This window comes from Azospirillum sp. NS33, from assembly GCF_059703765.1.
On record NZ_BAAKJB010000002.1, the window covers coordinates 44412 to 64096 of the forward strand.

At 71.2% G+C, this 19685-nt stretch carries 20 protein-coding genes; 13 read left to right on the forward strand and 7 right to left on the reverse strand.

Annotated features, from left to right (window positions below):
- The first annotated feature begins 40 nt into the window (after nt 1-40).
- Entirely contained in the window at nt 41-1036 is a 996-nt protein-coding gene (locus AC6H2I_RS02840; protein ID WP_497499057.1) for an SDR family NAD(P)-dependent oxidoreductase, read from the forward strand.
- A 17-nt stretch (nt 1037-1053) separates the two neighbouring features.
- Nucleotides 1054-1323 carry a hypothetical protein gene (locus tag AC6H2I_RS02845; RefSeq protein ID WP_497499058.1) on the forward strand — a complete coding sequence of 90 codons (270 nt, stop codon included), beginning with the start codon at nt 1054-1056 and terminating at the stop codon, nt 1321-1323.
- A gap of 69 nt (nt 1324-1392) precedes the next feature.
- Here AC6H2I_RS02845 and AC6H2I_RS02850 read toward each other — a convergent pair whose 3' ends face one another.
- Nucleotides 1393-1560 (reverse strand): hypothetical protein, encoded by a 168-nt coding sequence (locus AC6H2I_RS02850; RefSeq protein WP_497499059.1) that lies wholly within the window; start codon nt 1558-1560, stop codon nt 1393-1395.
- Between the two features lie 220 nt (nt 1561-1780).
- Between AC6H2I_RS02850 and AC6H2I_RS02855 the strand changes: the two genes are divergently transcribed.
- The 3 genes from AC6H2I_RS02855 to AC6H2I_RS02865 all read left to right on the forward strand — a co-directional run bounded on the left by AC6H2I_RS02855 (nt 1781) and on the right by AC6H2I_RS02865 (nt 5628).
- Nucleotides 1781-3694 (forward strand): TonB-dependent receptor, encoded by a 1914-nt coding sequence (locus tag AC6H2I_RS02855; protein ID WP_497499060.1) that lies wholly within the window; start codon nt 1781-1783, stop codon nt 3692-3694.
- Nucleotides 3684-4862: a PepSY-associated TM helix domain-containing protein gene (locus AC6H2I_RS02860; protein ID WP_497499061.1), complete on the forward strand. Its 1179-nt coding sequence runs from the start codon at nt 3684-3686 to the stop codon at nt 4860-4862. The genes AC6H2I_RS02855 and AC6H2I_RS02860 overlap by 11 nt, the downstream gene beginning before the upstream one ends.
- A 112-nt stretch (nt 4863-4974) precedes the next feature.
- The gene (locus AC6H2I_RS02865; RefSeq protein ID WP_497499062.1) at nt 4975-5628 is read left to right on the forward strand and encodes a hypothetical protein; all 654 of its coding nucleotides are present in this window, start codon (nt 4975-4977) and stop codon (nt 5626-5628) included.
- A 10-nt stretch (nt 5629-5638) separates the two neighbouring features.
- Here AC6H2I_RS02865 and AC6H2I_RS02870 read toward each other — a convergent pair whose 3' ends face one another.
- Together AC6H2I_RS02870 and AC6H2I_RS02875 are read right to left on the reverse strand one after the other, a co-directional pair.
- A complete protein-coding gene (locus AC6H2I_RS02870) occupies nt 5639-5857 on the reverse strand; it encodes a tautomerase family protein (RefSeq protein WP_497499063.1) in 219 nt (72 codons plus the stop codon).
- Nucleotides 5858-6074: 217 nt separating this feature from the next.
- Complete coding sequence (locus AC6H2I_RS02875) at nt 6075-6815, reverse strand: SDR family oxidoreductase (RefSeq protein WP_497499064.1); 741 nt, start codon at nt 6813-6815, stop codon at nt 6075-6077.
- A 102-nt stretch (nt 6816-6917) separates the two neighbouring features.
- On the opposite strand from AC6H2I_RS02875, the gene AC6H2I_RS02880 reads away from it, so the two are divergent.
- A complete protein-coding gene (locus AC6H2I_RS02880; RefSeq protein WP_497499065.1) occupies nt 6918-7808 on the forward strand; it encodes a LysR family transcriptional regulator in 891 nt (296 codons plus the stop codon).
- Nucleotides 7809-7818: 10 nt separating this feature from the next.
- Here AC6H2I_RS02880 and AC6H2I_RS02885 read toward each other — a convergent pair whose 3' ends face one another.
- Entirely contained in the window at nt 7819-8469 is a 651-nt protein-coding gene (locus AC6H2I_RS02885; RefSeq protein WP_497499066.1) for a class I SAM-dependent methyltransferase, read from the reverse strand.
- 160 nt (nt 8470-8629) lie between these two features.
- On the opposite strand from AC6H2I_RS02885, the gene lptG reads away from it, so the two are divergent.
- The 3 genes from lptG (at nt 8630) to pdxA (ending at nt 12223) form a co-directional block, all read left to right on the forward strand.
- Nucleotides 8630-9727, forward strand: coding sequence for an LPS export ABC transporter permease LptG (gene lptG / locus AC6H2I_RS02890; protein ID WP_497499067.1), 1098 nt, complete (start codon nt 8630-8632; stop codon nt 9725-9727).
- 94 nt (nt 9728-9821) lie between these two features.
- Nucleotides 9822-11219: a peptidylprolyl isomerase gene (locus tag AC6H2I_RS02895; protein WP_497499068.1), complete on the forward strand. Its 1398-nt coding sequence runs from the start codon at nt 9822-9824 to the stop codon at nt 11217-11219.
- Between the two features lie 26 nt (nt 11220-11245).
- Nucleotides 11246-12223, forward strand: coding sequence for a 4-hydroxythreonine-4-phosphate dehydrogenase PdxA (gene pdxA / locus AC6H2I_RS02900; protein ID WP_497499271.1), 978 nt, complete (start codon nt 11246-11248; stop codon nt 12221-12223).
- On the opposite strand, the gene AC6H2I_RS02905 is transcribed toward pdxA, so the two are convergent.
- Both AC6H2I_RS02905 and AC6H2I_RS02910 read right to left on the reverse strand, forming a co-directional pair.
- The gene (locus AC6H2I_RS02905; RefSeq protein WP_497499069.1) at nt 12220-12792 is read right to left on the reverse strand and encodes a uracil-DNA glycosylase family protein; all 573 of its coding nucleotides are present in this window, start codon (nt 12790-12792) and stop codon (nt 12220-12222) included. The genes pdxA and AC6H2I_RS02905 overlap by 4 nt on opposite strands.
- Nucleotides 12793-12874: 82 nt before the next feature.
- A complete protein-coding gene (locus AC6H2I_RS02910) occupies nt 12875-13456 on the reverse strand; it encodes a LabA-like NYN domain-containing protein (RefSeq protein WP_497499070.1) in 582 nt (193 codons plus the stop codon).
- Nucleotides 13457-13772: 316 nt separating this feature from the next.
- Here AC6H2I_RS02910 and rpoZ point away from each other — a divergent pair, with 316 nt between their 5' ends.
- A complete protein-coding gene (gene rpoZ / locus AC6H2I_RS02915; RefSeq protein ID WP_497499071.1) occupies nt 13773-14225 on the forward strand; it encodes a DNA-directed RNA polymerase subunit omega in 453 nt (150 codons plus the stop codon).
- Nucleotides 14226-14382: 157 nt separating this feature from the next.
- Nucleotides 14383-16548, forward strand: a complete 2166-nt coding sequence (locus AC6H2I_RS02920; protein ID WP_497499072.1) for a RelA/SpoT family protein — start codon at nt 14383-14385, stop codon at nt 16546-16548.
- Nucleotides 16549-16569: 21 nt separating this feature from the next.
- On the opposite strand, the gene AC6H2I_RS02925 is transcribed toward AC6H2I_RS02920, so the two are convergent.
- Nucleotides 16570-17703: an ATP-grasp domain-containing protein gene (locus AC6H2I_RS02925; RefSeq protein ID WP_497499073.1), complete on the reverse strand. Its 1134-nt coding sequence runs from the start codon at nt 17701-17703 to the stop codon at nt 16570-16572.
- Between the two features lie 96 nt (nt 17704-17799).
- Between AC6H2I_RS02925 and AC6H2I_RS02930 the strand changes: the two genes are divergently transcribed.
- Both AC6H2I_RS02930 and AC6H2I_RS02935 read left to right on the forward strand, forming a co-directional pair.
- Entirely contained in the window at nt 17800-18636 is an 837-nt protein-coding gene (locus AC6H2I_RS02930; RefSeq protein ID WP_497499074.1) for a rhomboid family intramembrane serine protease, read from the forward strand.
- An 80-nt stretch (nt 18637-18716) separates the two neighbouring features.
- A complete protein-coding gene (locus AC6H2I_RS02935; RefSeq protein ID WP_497499075.1) occupies nt 18717-19601 on the forward strand; it encodes an S-methyl-5'-thioadenosine phosphorylase in 885 nt (294 codons plus the stop codon).
- Nucleotides 19602-19685 lie beyond the last annotated feature (84 nt).

Genomic DNA, 19685 nt, shown 5'->3' on the forward strand with positions numbered 1-19685 from the left:
TGACAGCCTGGGACAGCGACCGAATGGGGCGAAGCGGACCATGGCCGATCAGACACTCGACAAGGTGGTGGTGGTGACCGGGGCATCGAGCGGCATCGGCCGCGCGGCGGCGGTGGCGTTCGCCGCGCGCGGCGCCGCCGTGGTGCTGGCGGCGCGCCGCGACGAGGCCCTGCACGCCGTCGCCGAGGACTGTCTGGCGGCGGGCGGGCGGGCCATGGTGGTGCCGACCGACGTCACCGACCCGGCGCAGGTCGAACGTCTGGCGGCCCGTGCGATCGGCGCCTACGGTGGCGTCGACGTCTGGGTGAACAACGCGGGCGTCCTGGCGCTCGGCCGGTTCGAGGACCTGCCGCACGACGTCTTCGCCCGGGTGGTCGCCACCAATTTTCTCGGCACCGTGCACGGCTGCCGGGCGGTGCTTCCCCATTTTCTGGAGCGCGGCGAAGGGGTCATCGTCAACAACGCCTCCCTGGTGTCCACCGTGGGGCTGCGCTACGCCAGCGCCTACGTGTCGTCGAAGTTCGCGGTGCGCGGCCTGTCCGAGACACTGCGCCAGGAACTGGTGGACGAACCGGGCATCCATGTCTGCACCGTCTTGCCCGGAACCGTGGACACGCCGTTGTGGCAGCACGCCGCCAACTACACCGGGCGCGCCATCCGCCCGCCCGGCCCGGCGGCCCCCGCCGAGGCGGTGGCGGACGCCATCGTCGCCCTGGCCGAGCGGCCGCGCCGGGAGGTGTTCGTCGGCGGGGCGGGGCGGTTGGCCGCGATCCAGCAGGCGGTGGCCCCGGCGGCCAGCGAGTGGGCGCTGGCCCGCTTCTCTGAACGGGCCATGTTCGACCACCGTCCGGCGGCACCGACCGACGGCGCCGTGCGCCGTGCCATGGCCCTGCCCGCCGGCACCAGCGGCGGCTGGGCCGCGCCGCGCCGCGACCGGGGCGGCCGCGTCTCCTGGGCCAACCTGGCGCTGTTCCTGGTTCCCATCGGCCTGATGAGTCGCCTGCCGATGGGGTTCGGCGCGCGCCGCGCCTGGTGAGGAGGGGGAGGGCTGGCATGGCGCTGTTCCGCCGGACCAAGGCCAAGACGCCGGCGCCGATGCCGGGCCTGCACAAGGACGCGGCCACCCCCATCGGCACCATCTGGAGCGTCATCGAGCCGGAGGGCCAGGGGCTGTCCGGCGGCGACCTGCTCGACGCCGAGCGCATGCTGGGGGTGGGGGACATCATCAACGTGCGCACCCGCGCCGGCGGGGCCAAGCGCTTCGCGCTGCGGGTCATCAGCCGCGAGGACGACGTGGTCCACACCGAACGCGTGCGCCACTGACCCGGCCCGCCCCGGCCCGGCCGCACCCGGCGGGCGGGGGCGGGCCGGGTCAGGAAGGGAAGGGAGCGGTCACCCCCCGCCGATTCCCTCGGTGAAGCGCTCGCCGGTCTTGGGGGCGATGTCCTCGCCGGTGCCCGGCGTGCCGGGCTTCGCCTCGTCGCGCCTGGTCATCGCCGGCTCCTCCTTGCGGACGTCCTTCCAGTCGCCCTCGTCGGCGGACGTGCGTCGGTCGGCCATGGGGAACTCCTTCCATCCGTGGGGCTCTGCTCCCGACAACAGCACTCCGCGGGCTTGGCCGCGCGGCCACCGGTGATCGCCCATCATCGGTGTTGCGAATAATTATGAGAATCGTTTGCATTTGAAGGACCGGCATGCATAGTGAGAAAAACATATGCGGTTCCGGGGGTAAGAGATGCGAATAAGACTTAATAGCGTATCGTCCGTGGCGGTGGGAGCGATGGTGGTGGCCCCGGCGGCCTGGGCCCCGGCGGTCTGGGCGGAGGAGTTCCGCCTGGACCCGGTGGTGGTGGAAGGGGCGCTGGTGCACCCGTCGCAGCAGACCCGCGCCGCGGTCGACGAGGCGTTCGGCAGCAGCCGGTCCTCCTCCTACGTGCCCGGCGGCGTCATCCAGAACCTCAACCCCGTCAACAAGGGCGATGCGCTGCGCTACACCGCGACCGGCCTTGTCAACGAGCCCGGCGGCGGCGACCGTTTCGGCGGCGGCACCAAGATCCGCACCTTCGGCGACTGGGGCGCGGCGGAATCCATCGACGGTCTGCCCGCCTTCAAGTCCGCCGGGGAGGAGGGGGGTGGCTACAGCAACTCGGTCATTCCCTCCATCGCCATCGAACGGATCGGCGTCCTCAAGGGCGGGCGTGCGGTGGGCTACGGCGACGGCAGCGACGGCGGCGTGGTCGAGACGACGATCAAGTCGGGGCGCGGCTACAAGGACCACCAGGCCCTGTCCTTCGACGCCTCCACCGCGCGCGAGGGGTTTCTCCAGGGCGAGGCGGCCGACAGCGGCGAGGGCTGGGATTATTACGTCGCCGGCAACTGGCTGGAGGCGGCCTACAACCGGGAGCCGGAGAACCTGGAAGGGCAGCGGGTGCTCGGAGGGCTGGCCAAGATCGGCATCAACCCCAGCGACTCCACCCGCTTCGAAGTGCTGGGGATCATCGACCGGAGCCGCCCCGACATCTACCGCAACGGCGCCCTCAACGAGATCACCGTCGACAGCCGCATGGCGTCCCTGACCGTCGATCACCGCTTCACCGACTGGAACAGCGTGCGTGCCGGAGTCCTGCACACCGACACCCGCTCCCAGTGGCCGGCACGGTCCCGCGACCGCAGCGTCGACAACACCATCGGGTTCGTCGACCACTACGTGTCCGTGGAGGTCGCCGACGGGGTGGCGTATGAGGGGGCGCTGGGCGCGGAGTACAAGCACACCGACTACCTGCGCGACAAGGCCTGGGACGCCGACTTCACGGACCTCGCGCTGAAGTCGCGCAACGCGCTGACCTTCGGCGGCAACCTGACCCTCACCGGCGGCCTGCGCTACACCCGGTTCGACAACGCGATCACCTACAACGGGGTGGAGCAGCCGGACACCCTGAAGGACGACACGGTGTGGTCCTACGAGGCCGGTGTCTCCTATTCCGTGCTCGAGCAGACCCGCGTGCGGGCCTCGCTGGCCAGCGGCTACAACCGCTTCTTTGAAAAATACGGCAACTTCGGCACGATGGCCCTGAACAGCGCCGGCGACGGCGACGACATCGTGGAATCCCGCACCCTGGAGATCGGCGTGCGCCAGAGCTGGACCGGGGGTTGGTTCGACGCGGCTCTCTACAACATCCTCCAGGACGGGGTGCCGCGCCAGCGCAACGGCGCCATCGAGAGCGTCGAGGTCGACCAGACCGGCCTGGAACTCGAGGTGGCGGCCGACCTGACACCCGAACTGTCGGTGTCGGCCGGCTACATGCGGGTGATCGACCTGACCACGACCGGCGCCGACGGACGCGACCTCAACGGCAGCATCTATTGGGACGGGCAGGCGGCCTCGGTGCCGGAGAACCAGTTCAACGCCCGGGTGACCTACCGGCCCCACGAGGACTGGAACCTGTGGGGCGCCGCCTACTACTCCACCGGCTACGAGGCGGTCGATCAGAACGGCACCGTGGTCGAGCGTGACGGCTTCGTGCGCCTCGACCTCGGCGTCGGCTATTGGGTCCGGCCGGACTGGGCGCTGCGCATGCGCGTCGAGAACGTGCTCGACGAGCGCGACTTCGGCGCCACCGTCAAGGGGGCGACGGTGAACGACGAGGGCAAGCTGGGCCGGGTCTTCTGGGTCGGCACCGACTATGTCTTCTGAGGCCCGGACGGCGCCGCCCGACGCACGGCCGGCCGGGGTCCGCCGGCTGCGCCGCCCGACGGCGGCGCAGGTCTACAAGGGGCTGCGGCGCGTCCATTTCTGGCTGACGCTGCTGGTCGGCGCGCCGCTGCTGGTGTCGAGCCTGACCGGGGCGGTGCTGGTGTACGGCCACGACCTCCAGGCCGCCCTCGATCCGGCGGCCTGGCGGGTCGAGGCGGGCGCCGCGCCGCTGCCCTATGGCGAGCTGCTGGCCCGCGTCGCCGACGCCGAGCCCGACGTGCGGGTGTGGTCGCTGGGGCGCGGGACCGGACCGGAGGACGCCTGGACCTTGTGGCTGGCGGACGGAGCCGGGGTCATCAACCTCGACCCCTACACCGGCGCCGTCCTCGACCGCTACCATCCCCACTCCACCCTGCACGGCGCCCTGATCGCCCTGCACCGCTGGCTGCTGGTGGACGGGCCGGCACGCTGGGCGGCGCGGACGCTGGTGTCGGTGTGCGCGCTCGTGACCATGGTGCAGGTGGTGGTCGGGCTGTGGCTGTGGTGGCTGCCCTCCGGGCGGTGGCGCAACGCCACCCCGGTGTTCGACCGGGGCCTGCGGGTCGCCATCCTGCGGCTGCACCAGGCCAGCGGCCTGGCCACGGCGCTCCTGATGCTGCTCATCGCGTTCACCGGCATCTCCATGCACTGGACCGCTCCGACCCGCGCGCTGGTGGAGTGGGCGGCGGCGGGGGAGGTGGACCGCGTCCCCTCGCCGGACCGCCACGGCGGCCTGGCGCCGGTGGCCGACCTCGACGCCGCGGTGGCGCACGCGCTCCAGGCGGTGCCGGGGGCGCGGGTCCGCCACATGCGCGTCCCGGGACGGCCGGGCGCCCCGCTTCTGGTCGCCCTGGAGGTGCCGGGGGTGGCGACGCTCAGCCGGGTGGTGGTGGGCGACGATCCGCTGCGCGTGCTCGAGGTCTATGACGGTCGCACGGCCAACGCCGCCACATGGTTCTGGGAGATGCGCTACCACCTGCACATGGGTGACATTGCCGGCGGCGCGCTCCGCCCGCTGTGGCTGATCCTCGCCCTGATGCCCGGGGCCTTCGCGGTCAGCGGGGTGTGGCTCCACTGGCAGCGCCGGGCGGGCGGGCGTCATGCCGTTCGGCCTATGTCCGGCGGTTGACTCCCGCGGCGTCTGCACGATGCTTGCCTTGGTTGTGCCGGCGTGGCAAGGCCTACCCAGGGTTCATGCTCCGCGCCGCACGGCTTGGATTCGTTGCAACGGATGAACGGCCATGACGGTCAAGAAATGGGCCTGCCTGCTGGCGCTGCTGGCGAGTTCCGCCTGCGCGTCGATCACCGAGGGAAGCACACAGGCCGTCGCCGTCGACACGGCCCCCAAGGCCGGCGCCGCGTGCACGCTCGCCAACGAGAAAGGGCAGTGGTCGGTGCCGAGCACGCCGGGATCGGCCACGATCACCAAGGCGTATGGTGCCCTGAGCGTGACCTGCCTGCATCCCGAGGGCGACACCGGCGCGGCCACCCTGACGTCGACGACGGCCGGTGCGGCCTTCGGCAACATCATCGCCGGCGGTCTCGTCGGTGCGGCGATCGACATGGGCAGCGGGGCCGCCTACGTCTATCCGGCGACCGCGTCCGTGGCTTTATCCCGGCCGGCGGCGCCGGGCCTGTCCGCACCGGTGCCCATGGCGGCGGGTTCCGCCACCGTGCCGCCAGCCACCGTGCCACCAGCCACCGTGCCACCAGGCCCGGTGCCCCCTTTGGCCTCGGCCGCTGTCGCGCCGGGTCCGGCGGCGCCGCTGTCGCCCCGGATCAGCCGCGCTGACGCGGCAGCGAGGCTGAAGGACCTCGACGCGCAGCGGCAACAGCGGCTGATCTCCCAGGAGCAATACGAGGCCGGCGTCAACGGCATCCTCGCCCAGATGTAGGCTCCGCCGGTCAGGGGGATGGCGCGGCCCGATACGCATCCGGAATGACGAACACCTCGTCGGCCCGGTAATAGCCGCCATCCTTCACCTCCTCGATCAGGACCATGGTGTGGGGACGGGCGGCCTCGGAAAAATACTCCACCAGCAAGGCGGTCACGCGGTGGCCGATCTCGGCCTTCTGGCTGGCGCTCAGCGCGGCTTCGGGGGTCTTGATGTTCACGAAGGGCATGGTTGTCTCCGGTTGGGACTGGACAGGGGGAAGGGTGTTCAGGTGTTGGGGCGGAGGGGATCGGCTCAGCCGGCGCCCGCCGGCTCCAGCCCCGCTGGCCCGGCGCGCTCCACCCCGCGGGTGACCGACCCGGGCATCACGGATATCGTTGCAATAGCAAAACGACGGACGACGGGGTGGGAGTCCGGGCCGGCGTGGCGATGGGCGCTGCGGGCCATCAAACGACTCCGCCGTTGGCGCGGATGGTCTGGCCGTTGATCCAGCCGCTCTCGTCGCCCGCCAGGAACCGCACGACGCGGGCGATGTCCGCCGGCTCGCCCAGCCGGCCGAAGGGGTTCATCCCCGCGATGCGGGCCACCAGCTCCTCGCTCTTTCCGTCGAGGAACAGGCTGGTCGCCACCGGGCCGGGCGCCACGGCGTTCACGGTGATGCGGCGCGGCCCCAATTCCTTGGCCAGCACCTTGGTCATCGCCTCGACCGCCGCCTTGGTGGCGGCATAGACGCCATAGGTCGGCTGGTAGAGCCCGACGACGCTGGAGGAGAAGTTGACGATCCGGCCGCCGTCGCGCAGCCGGCGCGCCGCTTCGCGCATGGTGCGGAAGGGGCCGCCGAGGTTCACCGCGATCTGCGCGTCGAACGCCGCATCCTCGGCCTCGGCGATCGGCGCCAGCGACATGATGCCGGCGTTGTTGACGAGGATGTCCACCCCACCGAAGGCCGCTTCGGTGCCGTCGAACAGCGCCCCGGCGGCGGCGGGGTCGGCCAGGTCGGCGCGCAGCGCCGTGGCACGGCCGCCGGCCTCGGTGATGGCGTCGACCACCGCGTCGGCGTCGGCCGGGTTGTGGGCGAAGGTGATGGCGACGGCGATGCCGTCGGCGGCCAGGGATTTGGCGATCGCGGCGCCGATCCCGCGGGACGCGCCGGTGACGATGGCAACCCTGGTGGTGGTGTCGGCCATGGCGGCCTCCTGTGCTCGTGGTGGTCGGAAGATGGACCGGCTGGCGTTTCCGAACAATCCGTCCTATTCTGACTTCACAATTCGGCAAGAGCGAACACAGCGATGGATCGGTTGGACCGGATGCGGCTGTTCGCCCGGATCGTCGAGGGCGGCAGCTTCGCCCTCGCAGCCCGCGAGCTGGGACTGGCGCGGTCCACCGCGACCGAGGCGATCCGGGCGCTGGAGGAGGACGTCGGCGCACGCCTGCTGGACCGCACCACGCGCCACGTCGCGGCGACGCCGGAGGGCCGCGACTTCCACCGGCGCGTCCGCACCATCCTGGCCGAGGTGGAGGATGCCTGCGGTGCCTACCGCGGGGAAACGCCGCGCGGCCTGCTGCGCATCGACGCCTCGGGGTTGCTGACCCGCACCTTCCTGGTGCCGCGGCTGCCGGCGCTGCTGACCCGCCATCCCGAGCTGCGCGTGCGGTTCGGCCAGACGGACCGCCTGGTCGACCTGGTGCGCGAGGGCATCGACTGCGCCCTGCGGGCGGGCACGCCCGACGACAGCAGCCTGATCCAGCGGCGCCTGGGCGCGCTCCCGGAGATCACCTGCGCCAGCCCGGCGTACCTGGAGTCACGCGGCGTGCCCCGCGGCATCGACGACCTCGACGGGCACGCCATGGTGGGATTCGTCTCGTCGCGCACCGGCGAGGCGATGCCGCTGGAGTTCGTGCGCGCCGGCCGGACCGAGACGCGCCTGATCCCGGCCCGGGTGCTGACCGACAATTCCGACACCGCCGCCGACCTCGCCCGCCAGGGCTTCGGCCTGATCCAGGCGCCGCGTTACCGTTTCGAGGGGGACCTGCGGCGCGGAACGCTGGTCGAGGTTCTCGCCGACACCCCGCCGGAGCCGATGCCCCTCAACGCGCTCTATCCGCAGAACCGCCAGGTCTCGCGCCGGCTGTCGGTGTTCCTCGACTGGGTGCAGGGGATCTTCCGGGACGCGCTGTAGGGGCGCGGCGCTACCGCCGGGCGACCAGGAAGGGGCGGATGTCCCGCCCCTTCGACGCGTGGCGGCCGCGCTCGACGATGGTAAAACCGGCCGCCTCGATCTCCCGCTCGATCCGGTCCGCCGACACGAACGCGACCGGCGGGGCCTTGCCGATCGCCCGCATCGCCGTGACCGCCCCCCGGATCCCGGCGCGGATCACCGAGGGCAGGTCGCCAATGCACACCGTTTTGGAAACGAAATGACCACCCGGCGCCAACAACCGGTGTATGGTGCGCAGCACCGCCTGGCGGTCGGACACCAGATGCAGCAGGTTGAAGGCGAGCACGGCGTCGAAGCTCCCGTCCGGCCAGCGGGCGTCGTCGGCGGCCGCGACCTCGAACGTTGCGGTTTCGCATCGATCGGTGGCCGCCCGTTCCCGGGCGATGGCGATCATGCCCGCCGCCACGTCCGTCCCCACCACCCGCGCCACGTGCGGGGCCAGGCGCAGCGCCGTGGTGCCGGTGCCGCAGCCGATCTCCAGAACGGTGTCGGTGCCGCGCAGGTGGCTGCGCGTGCGGTCGAGCGTGCGCTCGTAGCCGGCGGCGTCGGCAATCCGGGAGGCGGCGTATTTCCGTGCGGCCCGGTTCCAGAACCGCGCGGCCGCGGTCTCGGTGGTCACCATCGCACCCCTTCGTCACGGACGGTCGTTGCGGTGCGGCCATTGGGGTCGGGCACGGACGCCGTGTCAACGCCCCGTTCGCCGCCCGGCGGCGTCCGTGGTTGCCTTGCCCGCGCCCAGGCGGTACACAGCGCCTTCGACGATCACGCCGGCGCCCGCGGACATGTACTCATCGCCCACACTGTCGCGCTACATCGGACGGCAGTTCGTCGTCTGGTTCCTGCTGCTGCTGCTGATGCTGCTCGGCATCATCGTCCTGCTCGACATCGTCGAGCTGCTGCGCCGCGCCGCCTCCAAGCCGAACGTCACCTTCGGGTTGGTGGTCCAGATGGCGCTGCTGAAGCTGCCCGAGATCGGTCAGCAGATCTTCCCCTTCGTCGTGCTGTTCAGCGCCATGTTCACCTATTGGCGGTTGACGCGGAGCCATGAGCTGGTGGTGGCCCGGGCGGTCGGCGTGTCGGCGTGGCAGTTCCTGATGCCGGTGCTGCTGGCCGCGGCGCTCATCGGCGTCTTCAAGGTGACGGTGATCAACCCGCTGGGGGCGGTCTTCGTCGCCCGCTACGAGCACCTGGAGAACCGCTACCTGCGCCTGCGGTCGTCCACCCTGGACATCTCGGGGGCCGGGCTGTGGCTGCGCCAGGGGGCGGCGGATGGGCGGGCGTTCTTCATCCACGCCGACGCCGTGCAGCCGCAGAGCTTCACCCTGAGCGAGGTGGTGGTCTTCGAGTTCGACGAGGCGATGGACTACCGCGCCCGTGTCGATGCGTCGCGGGCGCGTCTGAAGGACGGCCAATGGGAGCTGGTGGACGCGGTGATCAACCGGCCGCGGCACGATCCGGAGCGGGCCGCGACCTACACCATTCCCACGGAGCTGGACCGCGCCACCATCGAGGAGAGCTTCGCGCGCCCCGACACCATCTCGTTCTGGGAGCTGCCACGCTTCATCGCCACCTTGGAAAGCACCGGCTTCCCGGCGGCCCGCCACCGCCTGCACTACCAGGCGCTGCTGGCGCAGCCGCTGCTGTTCTGCTCGATGGTGCTGTTCGCCGCCGCCTTCTCCTTGCGCATGCCGCGGCGCGGCGGGACCATGCTGATGGTCACCGGCGGCGTGGTCACCGGCTTCGTTCTGTTCGTCATGAGCGACGTGATCCAGACCTTCGGCATGTCGGAAACCATCCCGGTGCTGATGGCGGCGTGGATGCCGACGGGCATCAGCCTCCTGCTCGGCGTCGCCGCCCTCCTCCATCTGGAGGATGGCTGATCCGGGACAACCGCCGGGGCCGGAGAGGTGGCGGTTGCAACCACCGCCGCGAGGCCGTATCAAGGGCCGGGAATCGGGGAGTTCAGGAGCTTCTATGGGACATCTGCGTGCCGTCCGGTCTGCCGTCGCCGTGGCGACCGCCTGTGTGTTCATCTCGCTCGGCGCGGCCGCGCAGAGCGCGGGGCGTGGCGGCGCCGTGGAGGGCATCGCCGCCGTCGTCAACGACGAGGCGGTGTCCATGTCGGACGTGCAGTCCCGCGTGCGGCTGGCCCTGCTGAACGCCGGGGTTCCCGACACAGAGGAGACGCGCCAGCGCGTCCTGCCCCAGGTGCTGCGCCAGTTGGTGGACGAGCGGCTGCAACTCCAGGAGGCGGAACGCCTGGGCATCACCGTGACCGATGGCGAGATCGACGAGGGCGTCGCCCGCATCGCCGAGCAGGTGCGCATGCCGCCCGACCGCCTGCGGGCGTTCCTGTCCCAGCGCGGCGTGCCGCTGTCGACGCTGAGCGACCAGGTGCGGGCCGCGCTGGCCTGGCAGAAGGTCATGCAGCGCCGCATCCGCCAGGAGATCATCGTCGGCGACGACGAGATCGACGCGGCGATGGAGCGCATGAAGGCGAACATCGGCAAGCCGGAGTTCCGGGTCGCCGAGATCTTCCTGTCGATCGACCGGCCCGGCCAGGAGGCCGAGGTGCGCCGCGTCGCCGAACGGCTCTACGACGAGATCCGCCGGGGTGGCAACTTCTTCGCCGTGGCCCGGCAATTCTCCCAGTCGGCCGGCGCCGCCAACGGCGGCGACATCGGCTGGGTGCAGCCGGGCGAACTGACCAACGAGCTGGCCGAGGCGCTGCCCAAGCTGCGCCTGGGCGAAATGTCGCCGCCGATCCGCAGTGCCGGCGGCTATCACATCCTGTTGCTGCGCGACCGTCGCGCCATCGGGTCCGGCGCCACCGAGATGGAGCTGAACCCGCCGCCGCCGCCCCAGCCCGAGGTGCCGCCGCGGCCCGATCTCAAGCGCGCCACGGTGGACCTCAAGCAGATCGTGCTGATGGCGCCGAATCCCGAGGCGGCCAAGGCCATCGCCAAACAGGCCGAGGACCTGCGCAAGGGGCTCAAGGGCTGCAGCGCCTTCGAGGCGAAGGCCAGGGCGATCGGCAACGAGGCCTCCGGCGACATGGGCACCTTGAAGGTCAGCGACATGCCCAAGGGGCTGCAGCAGCTGGTGGTCAGCATTCCCCTGGGCGAGCCGAGCCCGGTGCTGACCAGCCCGGGCGGCGCCATCATCCTGATGGTGTGCAAGCGCAACGTTCCGATGATCCCGGGCAAGCCGGCCGCCGCGCCGCCGCCGCCGCCGCGGGTCGAGGCCAAGCCGGCCCGCATGCCGAGCCGTGAGGAGATGCAGCAGGACCTGGTGGGCGAGCGGGCGGAGTTGCTGTCGCGCCGCTACCTGCGCGACCTGCGCCGCGCCGCCTTCGTGGAGTTCCGGGTGTGACCCTCCGGCCGGCCCTCGCCGTCACCATGGGTGAGCCGGCGGGGATCGGCGGCGAGATCGTGCTGAAGGCATGGGCGGGGCGCCGGGACACCGGGGTTCCGCCCTTCTTCGTGATCGACGACCCCGCACGCCTCGCCGCGCTGGCCGCGCGGCTCGGCGTCGCCGTGCCGGTGCATGCCCTGGCGACCCCCGAGGAGGCCGGCAGCGCCTTCGCCACGGCTCTGCCGGTGCTGCCGCTGCGCCTCGCCGCGCCGGTGCATCCCGGCGCGCCGGATCCGGCGAACGGCGCCGCGGTGATCGCCAGCATCGACCGCGCCGTGGCCCTGGTCCAGGCCGGCCGGGCCGCCGCGGTGGTGACCTGCCCGATCCAGAAATCGGTGCTCTACGCCGCCGGCTTCCGCCACCCCGGCCACACCGAGTACCTGGCCCATCTGGCCGGGGGCACCGGCGCGCCGGTGATGATGCTGGTGGGCGCCGACCTCAAGGTGGTGCCGGTGACCGTCCACGTCAGCGTGCGCCACGCGGCGGAGAGCCTGACCACCGACGCCATCGTGCATTGCGGACGGGTGACGGCGGCGGCGCTGGTGCGGGAGTTCGGCATCGCCGCGCCGCGTCTGGCGGTGGCCGCCCTCAACCCCCACGCCGGGGAAGGCGGGGCCATGGGGCGGGAGGACATCGAGGTCGTCGCCCCCGCCGTCGCGGTGCTGCAGGCGGACGGCATCGCCGCGGTCGGCCCGCTGCCGGCGGACACCATGTTCCACGCCGCGGCGCGGGCGCGCTACGACGCGGCGCTGTGCATGTACCACGACCAGGCGCTGATCCCGGTGAAGACGCTTGCCTTCGACAACGGCGTCAACGTGACCCTGGGGCTGCCGTTCGTCCGCACCTCGCCGGACCACGGCACGGCGTTGGACATCGCCGGCACCGGCCGGGCCGACGCGACCAGCCTGGTGGCCGCCCTGCGCATGGCCGGCGAGATGGCGGCCATGCGGCGGCGCGGCTAAGGGGCGGGCGGCGGGGCGGCCCCGTCGAGCAGCGCCGCCAGACGGGCGAACACGGCGTCGAACATCGCCGGGGTGAGACGCCCTGTGTTGGTGTTCTGCGGACTGGGGTGGTAGCAGTCGATCAGCACCAGGGCGCCGGGAAGCCGATGGACCGCCCCATGGGCGAAGGGCAGGGCGCGGGGGGCGAGGCCGAGCGCGGCCAGGCAGGCATCATGGGCGACCCGGCCCAGCGCCAGCACCGCGCGCAGGGTCGGCCGGGCGGCGATCTCGCCCGCCAGGAAGCGGCGGCAGGTGGCGACCTCCCGCGCCGTCGGGCGGTTGGCCGGGGGCACGCAGCGCACGGCGTTGGCGATCCGCACGCGGTCCTCGCCCAGGGCGAAGCGGTCGAGCGCTCCGCGCAGCCACAGCCCGGAGCGGTCGCCGACGAACGGAACGCCCGTGCGGTTGGCGCCCTTCAGCGCCGGGGCAAGGCCGACGACCAGCAGCCGCGGCCGATCGGCGCCGCAGGACGGCACCGGCGCGTTGTGGAACGCCGGAAACGTCAGCCGGTTGCGCGTCCGCAGCGCCACCAGCCGCGGGCACAACGGGCAGTCGGCGCCGGGCTCGCCAGCGGACCCGGAGGCGGGCTCGCCAGCGGGCCCGCCGGCGGGCTCAGATCGGGTCGAAATCGTTGCCGTCGTCGTCATCGCGCGACGGCTGGACCCCGCCGGGGAGCGGCGGCGGCTCGCGGTGATGGTGCACACGCGCGATGAAGTTGGCGAGGTCCTGCAGCTCGATGAAGTTGTCGGCCTGGCGGCGCAGTTCGTCGGCCACCATTGGCGGCTGCGATTTGACGGTGCTGACGACGCTGACGCGCACGCCCTTGCGCTGCACCGCCTCGACCAGGCGGCGGAAGTCGCCATCGCCGGAGAACAACAGGATGTGGTCGACGTGCTCGGCCATCTCCATCACGTCGATGGCCAGCTCGATGTCCATGTTGCCCTTGATCTTGCGGCGCCCGGACGCGTCGGTGAACTCCTTGGTCGGCTTGGTGACCATGGTGTAGCCGTTGTAGTCCAGCCAGTCGACGAGCGGCCGGATCGGCGAATACTCCTGATCTTCCACCAGGGCCGTGTAATAGAACGCCCGCATCAGCCGCCCCTCGGCGGCGAAGCCGTCGCGCAGGCGCTTGTAGTCGATGTCGAAGCCGAGCGAGCGTGCCGCGGCGTAGAGGTTGGCGCCATCGATGAACATGGCGACCCGCTCTTCCTTATAAAACAAACGACTGATTTCCTTCGGAAATATCGTGCGTTCCAACGCTGACGATCCTTCTCTATGAGTTTGGCTGGTAATTGAGGGGACCCACTTCTACGAAATGCGGGACCTCTGGAAAATAAGGTGCGGGCTTGCCAGCGGCAAGGGGGCGGCCTATCTCACACGAAGCGTCCGGCGCGGTGCACCGCGGCCCGGTGTGGCCGGCAATGCCCCGGGTTCAGGCCGCTTTGGCCTTGATCGCATGCGGGCCGGTCCATATAGTCTAATCCCTCTTTGTTTCCGGAGTTGGCTCGGCATGGCACGCGTTACCGTCGAAGATTGCGTCCTCAGGGTTCCCAACCGGTTCGATCTGGTGATGGTGGCCGCTCAGCGCGCCCGCGAGATCGCGTCCGGCGCGCCCCTGTCGGTCGACCGCGACAACGACAAGAACCCGGTGGTGGCGCTGCGCGAGATCGCCGACGAGACGGTGTCGGTCGACACGCTGCAGAATTCGCTGATCAAGGGGCACCAGAAGCGGGTCGAGAGCGAGGAGCCGGAGGAGGAGATCGTCGAGCTGATGGCGGGCGAGCACGGCTGGGCCGGCGCCGCCGACGGGTCGTCGATGCGCGACGACGACATCGAGGGCGAGGCGGAGGAGCTGGCCGCCGAGGACGACATGATGGGCGAGATGGACGCCGAGCCCGGTGAGGCTTTCGAGATGACCGAGGGCGACGTGGTTGGCGAGGACGCCGACAAGGACGCCGGCTGAGACGGGGGCCCCGCGGGGCGCTCCACGGCGGCGGGCGCCCACGTGGAGCGCCCCGCGGGGCCCCGGCTGCGACACCGTGTGCGACACCGACCATTTCCGCATCGACCAATCCTGACGATTCGAACCTGATGGCGCGTGTGGCGCCGGGTCGGAGCCGATGATCCGGCAATACGAACTCGTGGAACGCGTGAAGGCGTACGATCCCTCGGCCGACGAGGATCTGCTGAACCGCGCGTACGTGTTCTCCATGAAGGCCCACGGGTCGCAGACACGGGCGTCGGGCGACCCCTACTTCTCCCATCCCCTCGAAGTCGCCGGCATCCTCACCACCTTGAAGCTGGACACCGCGACCATCGTCACGGCCCTGCTCCACGACACGGTCGAGGATACGGTCGCGACGCTGGAGGACCTCAACCGGCTGTTCGGCCGCGAGGTCGCGCGTCTGGTGGACGGCGTGACCAAGCTGTCGCGTCTGGAGTTGCATTCGGAGCAGGCGAAGCAGGCGGAAAACTTCCGCAAGCTGGTGCTGGCGATGTCGGAGGACATCCGCGTCCTGCTGGTCAAGCTGGCCGACCGTCTCCACAACATGCGCACGCTCTTCCACCTGAAGAAGCCGGAGAAGCGCCGCCGCATCGCCCGCGAGACGCTGGAGATCTACGCGCCGCTGGCCGAGCGCATCGGCATGCACCAGGTCAAGGACGAGCTGGAGGATCTGGCGTTCGCGGAGCTGAACCCCGAAGCGCGGGACAGCATCCTCGCCCAGCTCGCCCGTCTGCGCTCGGAGGGCGAGGACCGGGTGGTCCGCATCATCGACGAGCTGACCCGGGTGATGCACGAGGACGGGCTGGCCGAGGTTCAGATCACCGGGCGCGAGAAGACGCCCTATTCCATCTGGCGCAAGCTGCAGCTCAAGAACGTCAGCTTCGAACAGCTCTCCGACATCATGGCGTTCCGGGTCGTGGTGGACACGGTGGGCGAGTGCTACCAGGCGCTGGGCATCATCCACAGCCACTATCCCGTGGTGCCCAGCCGCTTCAAGGACTACATCTCCACCCCGAAGCCGAACGGCTACAAGAGCATCCACAGCGGCGTCATCGGCCCGGAGCGCAACCGCATCGAGGTGCAGATCCGCACCCGCGACATGCACGAGGTGTCGGAGCTGGGGGTCGCCGCCCACTGGGCCTACAAGCAGGGCCAGCCGCGCCAGGGCGCGCGCGAGTACCGCTGGCTGCGCGAGCTGCTGGACATCCTTGAGCACGCCCAGAAGCCCGAGGAGTTCCTGGAGCACACCAAGCTCGAGCTGTTCCAGGACCAGGTCTTCTGCTTCACCCCCAAGGGTGACCTGATCGCCTTGCCGCGCGGCGCCACGCCGGTGGACTTCGCCTACGCCGTCCATTCCGAGGTGGGCGACCATTGCGTGGGGGCGAAGATCAACGGCCGCATGCTGCCGTTGCGCACGCAGCTCCAGAACGGCGACCAGGTCGAAATCATCACCTCCAAGGCGCAGTCGCCGGTCCCGGGGTGGGAGCGCTTCGTCGTCACCGGCAAGGCGCGGGCGCGCATCCGCAAGTTCCTGCGCACCCAGCAGCGCTCGCAGTACGTGGAGCTGGGCCGCGCCATCCTGCAGCGCCAGTTCCGCCAGGAAGGCTACGACTTCACCGAAAAGGCGCTGGAGGGGGCGCTCAAGATCTTCCAGCAGCCCTCGGCCGAGGACATCATGGCGGCCGTCGGGTCCGGCCTTCATTCCGGGCGCGAGGTGTTCCACGCGGTCTTCCCCGGGCACAAGCCGCAGAACCAGACGCCGCCCCGCGACGTCGAGGAGCGGGCGGCCACCCTGGTCAAGCCCAAACCGAAGACCAAGGGCAAGGAAGCGCCGCTGCCCATCCGCGGCCTGATCCCGGGGATGGCGGTGCACTACGCCCGGTGCTGCCACCCCCTGCCGGGCGACCGCATCGTCGGCATCATCACCACCGGCAAGGGGGTGACGATCCACACCATCGATTGCGAGACGCTGGAGAGCTTCAACGACACGCCGGAGCGCTGGATCGACGTCGCCTGGGACGTCGGTGACGCCGCCGACGACCACGTCGGCCGCATCAACGTGGTGGTGGCCAACGAGCCGGGCGGACTCGGCACCCTGTCCACGGTGATCGGCAAGAACGGCGGCAACATCACCAACCTGAAGATCACCAACCGCAACACGGATTTCTTCGAGTTGCTGATCGACATCGACGTCAAGGACGCGAAGCACCTCACCAACATCATGGCGGCGCTGCGCGCCACGCCGGTCATCAACACCGTGGACCGCGCCCGCGGCCGCTGACGACCGCGTCGCTGGCCGGCCTCATGGTCCGTCGCTGCGGATCAACGCCCGCAGCAGAGGCGGGTCGTCCCACGGCACGTCGTGGTGGGCGGCGTGCAGGTGCGGGCTCGCCGGGTCGCGCCGCCATTCCCCGGGAAACAGGGTGATCCGCCCGACCCGGGGCGGTGGTCCCGCCGGCGCCGGGGTGCCCGCCAGGGCGGCGAGCAGGGCGGCGCAGAGATCCGCACCCAGCAGCGGGCCGAGATGCGTGGTGACCGTGGGCCGGGCGTTGAACTCGAGCAGGTGGGCCCGTGCGGTGCCGCGCTCCAGCATGAAGTCGACTCCGCCGAACCCGCTGAATCCGAAGCGCGCCACGACCACCTGCGCCGCGGCGAGGAGGTCGGGGCGGTCCACGGGCTCGGCGACGGTGGTCGGCCCGTTGGGTCGCCCTTCGCGCTTTGCGTACGCGAACGCGGCCAGCATCCGGCCGCGCTGCGCGACCAGGCTGACGGAGGCGGGGTCGCCCTCGATCCATGCCTGGACGACGGCGACCCCTTCGCCGCGGAGCGTCACGCCGGCCGGCGCGAGCGGCTCGAAGGCGTTCTCCACCTCGGCCAGCGCCGCCAGGGCGCGGGCATCATCGGCCCGGCGCACGCCGGCGCCGCCGGCGGTGCCGTCGCGCTTCACCGCCACCGGATAGCCGATCTGGGCGGCCGCCGTGCACAGGTCGGCCCCGCGCCGCACCGCGCGTTGCGCGGGGATGAGGCAGCCGGGAAGGGCGGGGGCGTCGGCGAAGTAGGACCGTCGCCGGGTGTCGCGGTAATGGCGCGGATCGCCCAGCGACGCCATCAGCGCCTGACCCACCGCCCGCGCCTCCTCGTCGGGTGCGGCCGCGCACTCGACGGCGAGGTGGTGGAGTTGCTGGACCGCCGCCTCGTCGCACGGCACGACGAAGTCCAGTCCCCAGCGCCCGTGAATCGCGCGCAGGGCGGCCCACAGTGCGATGGTGGTCACCGGAGGGGCCAGGTCGGCACGGCGGTCGACGAAGCGGCTCTGGGCGACCAGGCTGTCGCCCGGGCTGCACACGGTCACGGTGGCCCCGGTCGCCTTCAGCGCCCGGGGGAGGCGGGCGGCACTGACCCAGTCGCGGCCGACGGATACGAGGACGATGTTCATTCGGCGTACGGTCTGGCGGTGACGGTGCCGTCCGGCTGGGCGGCGGCCAAAGCGCTACCATATCCGATCCAGGGCGGCGGCTTCGGGAGAACATGCGTGGGGTTGGTTCTGGGGGGTGGAAACCCGCTGCGGCACATCGCCGTCGCCTATGTCAACCGGGCGCTCATCCTGGCCTGCGTCCTGTTCTTCGTGACGGGGGTGCGGCCGGAGCCGTTCGCCTTCGTGCCGGCCTATGTCTACGGCGTCGGCGAGCTGGCGGGGCCGCTGCCGACGGTCGACGCCTGGCGCGGGCTGTTCGGGCATGTCCTGGTGCACGGCGACCTCCTGCACCTCCTGACCAACATGGTGGCGCTGTGGGTGTTCGGCGACAGCGTGGAGGACGCGCTGGGGCACCTCCGCTACCTCGTGTTCTTCTTCGCCTGCGCCGCGGTGGGGGCGCTCACCGAGGGGTGGATGGCGGCCGAGCCGCTGCGCCCCGTGGTGGGGGCCAGCGGCGCGATCTCCGGCGTCATGGGCGCCTACCTCCTGCTGCACCCCAACGCCAAGATCCTGCTGCTGCTGTTCTTCCGCATTCCGCTGCTGCTGCCGGCCTCCGTGGTGGTCGGCGGCGACCTCGCCGCGAACCTGGCGATGGTGCTGTTGCCGCCGCTGCCGGGCGTCGACGCCGACGGCGTCGCCTGGGGCGCCCATCTCGGCGGATTCGCGGCGGGGATGGTTCTGCTGGCGCCCTTCAAGCGGCGCGGCGTGCCATTGTTCCTGCCGGCCGAGGCCTACCCGGCCGTCCCCTTTCCACGCCTGCAGACGGTCATCGTCGACCTGTTCCCCGGGCCGCACGTCCCTCCCGCGGGATTCGGCATCGCCGGGCGGACCGCCGCGGCGGCGAAGGCGGTGGTCTACTTCGGCGTCGTCGCCGTGCTGCTGTGGACGCTGTAGTTGCCATGTCCGCCGCCAGGGGCGACACTGCGCGCCGTGCGGCAGCGGTCCGCGACACGAGGGAACGAGAGAGGGCGGCCATGGTGCATGCGGCGATCCCACCGGTGCTGGGCGTGATCGGCGGCAGCGGTGTCTACGACATCGACGGGCTGGAGAACACGCGCTGGGTCCGCGTCGACAGCCCCTTCGGCGAGCCGTCGGACGAGCTGCTGATGGGCGAGTTGGACGGCCAGCCGCTGGTCTTCCTGCCACGCCACGGCCGCGGGCACCGCGTGCCGCCGTCGGAACTGAACTCGCGGGCCAACATCGACGTCCTCAAGCGCGCCGGCGTGACCGAGATCCTGTCGGTGTCGGCGGTCGGCTCGCTGAAGGAGCACCTGCCGCCGGGCACCTTCGTGGTGGTCGACCAGTTCATCGACCGCACCTTCGCGCGCCCCAAGTCGTTCTTCGGCACCGGCCTCGTGGCCCATGTGGCGCTCGGCCACCCGGTCTGCGGCCGCCTCGGCGACGCCATCGAGGGGGCGTTGAAGACCCTCGACATCAAGTACCAGCGGGGCGGCACCTACATGGTGATGGAGGGCCCGCAGTTCTCGACCATGGCGGAGTCCGAGCTGTACCGGAGCTGGGGCTGCGACGTGATCGGCATGACCAACATGCCCGAGGCCAAGCTCGCCCGCGAAGCGGAGATGTGCTACGCGACGGTGGCCATGGTCACCGATTACGACTGCTGGCATCCCGACCACGACCACGTGACCGTGGACGCCGTCATCAAGGTGCTGGTGGCAAACGCCGAACGGGCCCGGGCGCTGGTGACGGCGCTGGCGCCGGCCCTGCGCGGGCGCACCGCGTGCTGCGACAAGGGCTGCCACACCGCGCTCGACAACGCGGTCATGACGGCGCCCGACAAACGGGATGCCGATCTCGTGAGGAAACTCGACGCGGTGGCCGGGCGCGTGCTCCGCTGACCGGACCGGGCGCCGCCGCTGTGACGGCGCCCGTCATCGTCACGGGCGCCCGCCGACATGCGCGCCCGTCCGTCATGCGCGCCC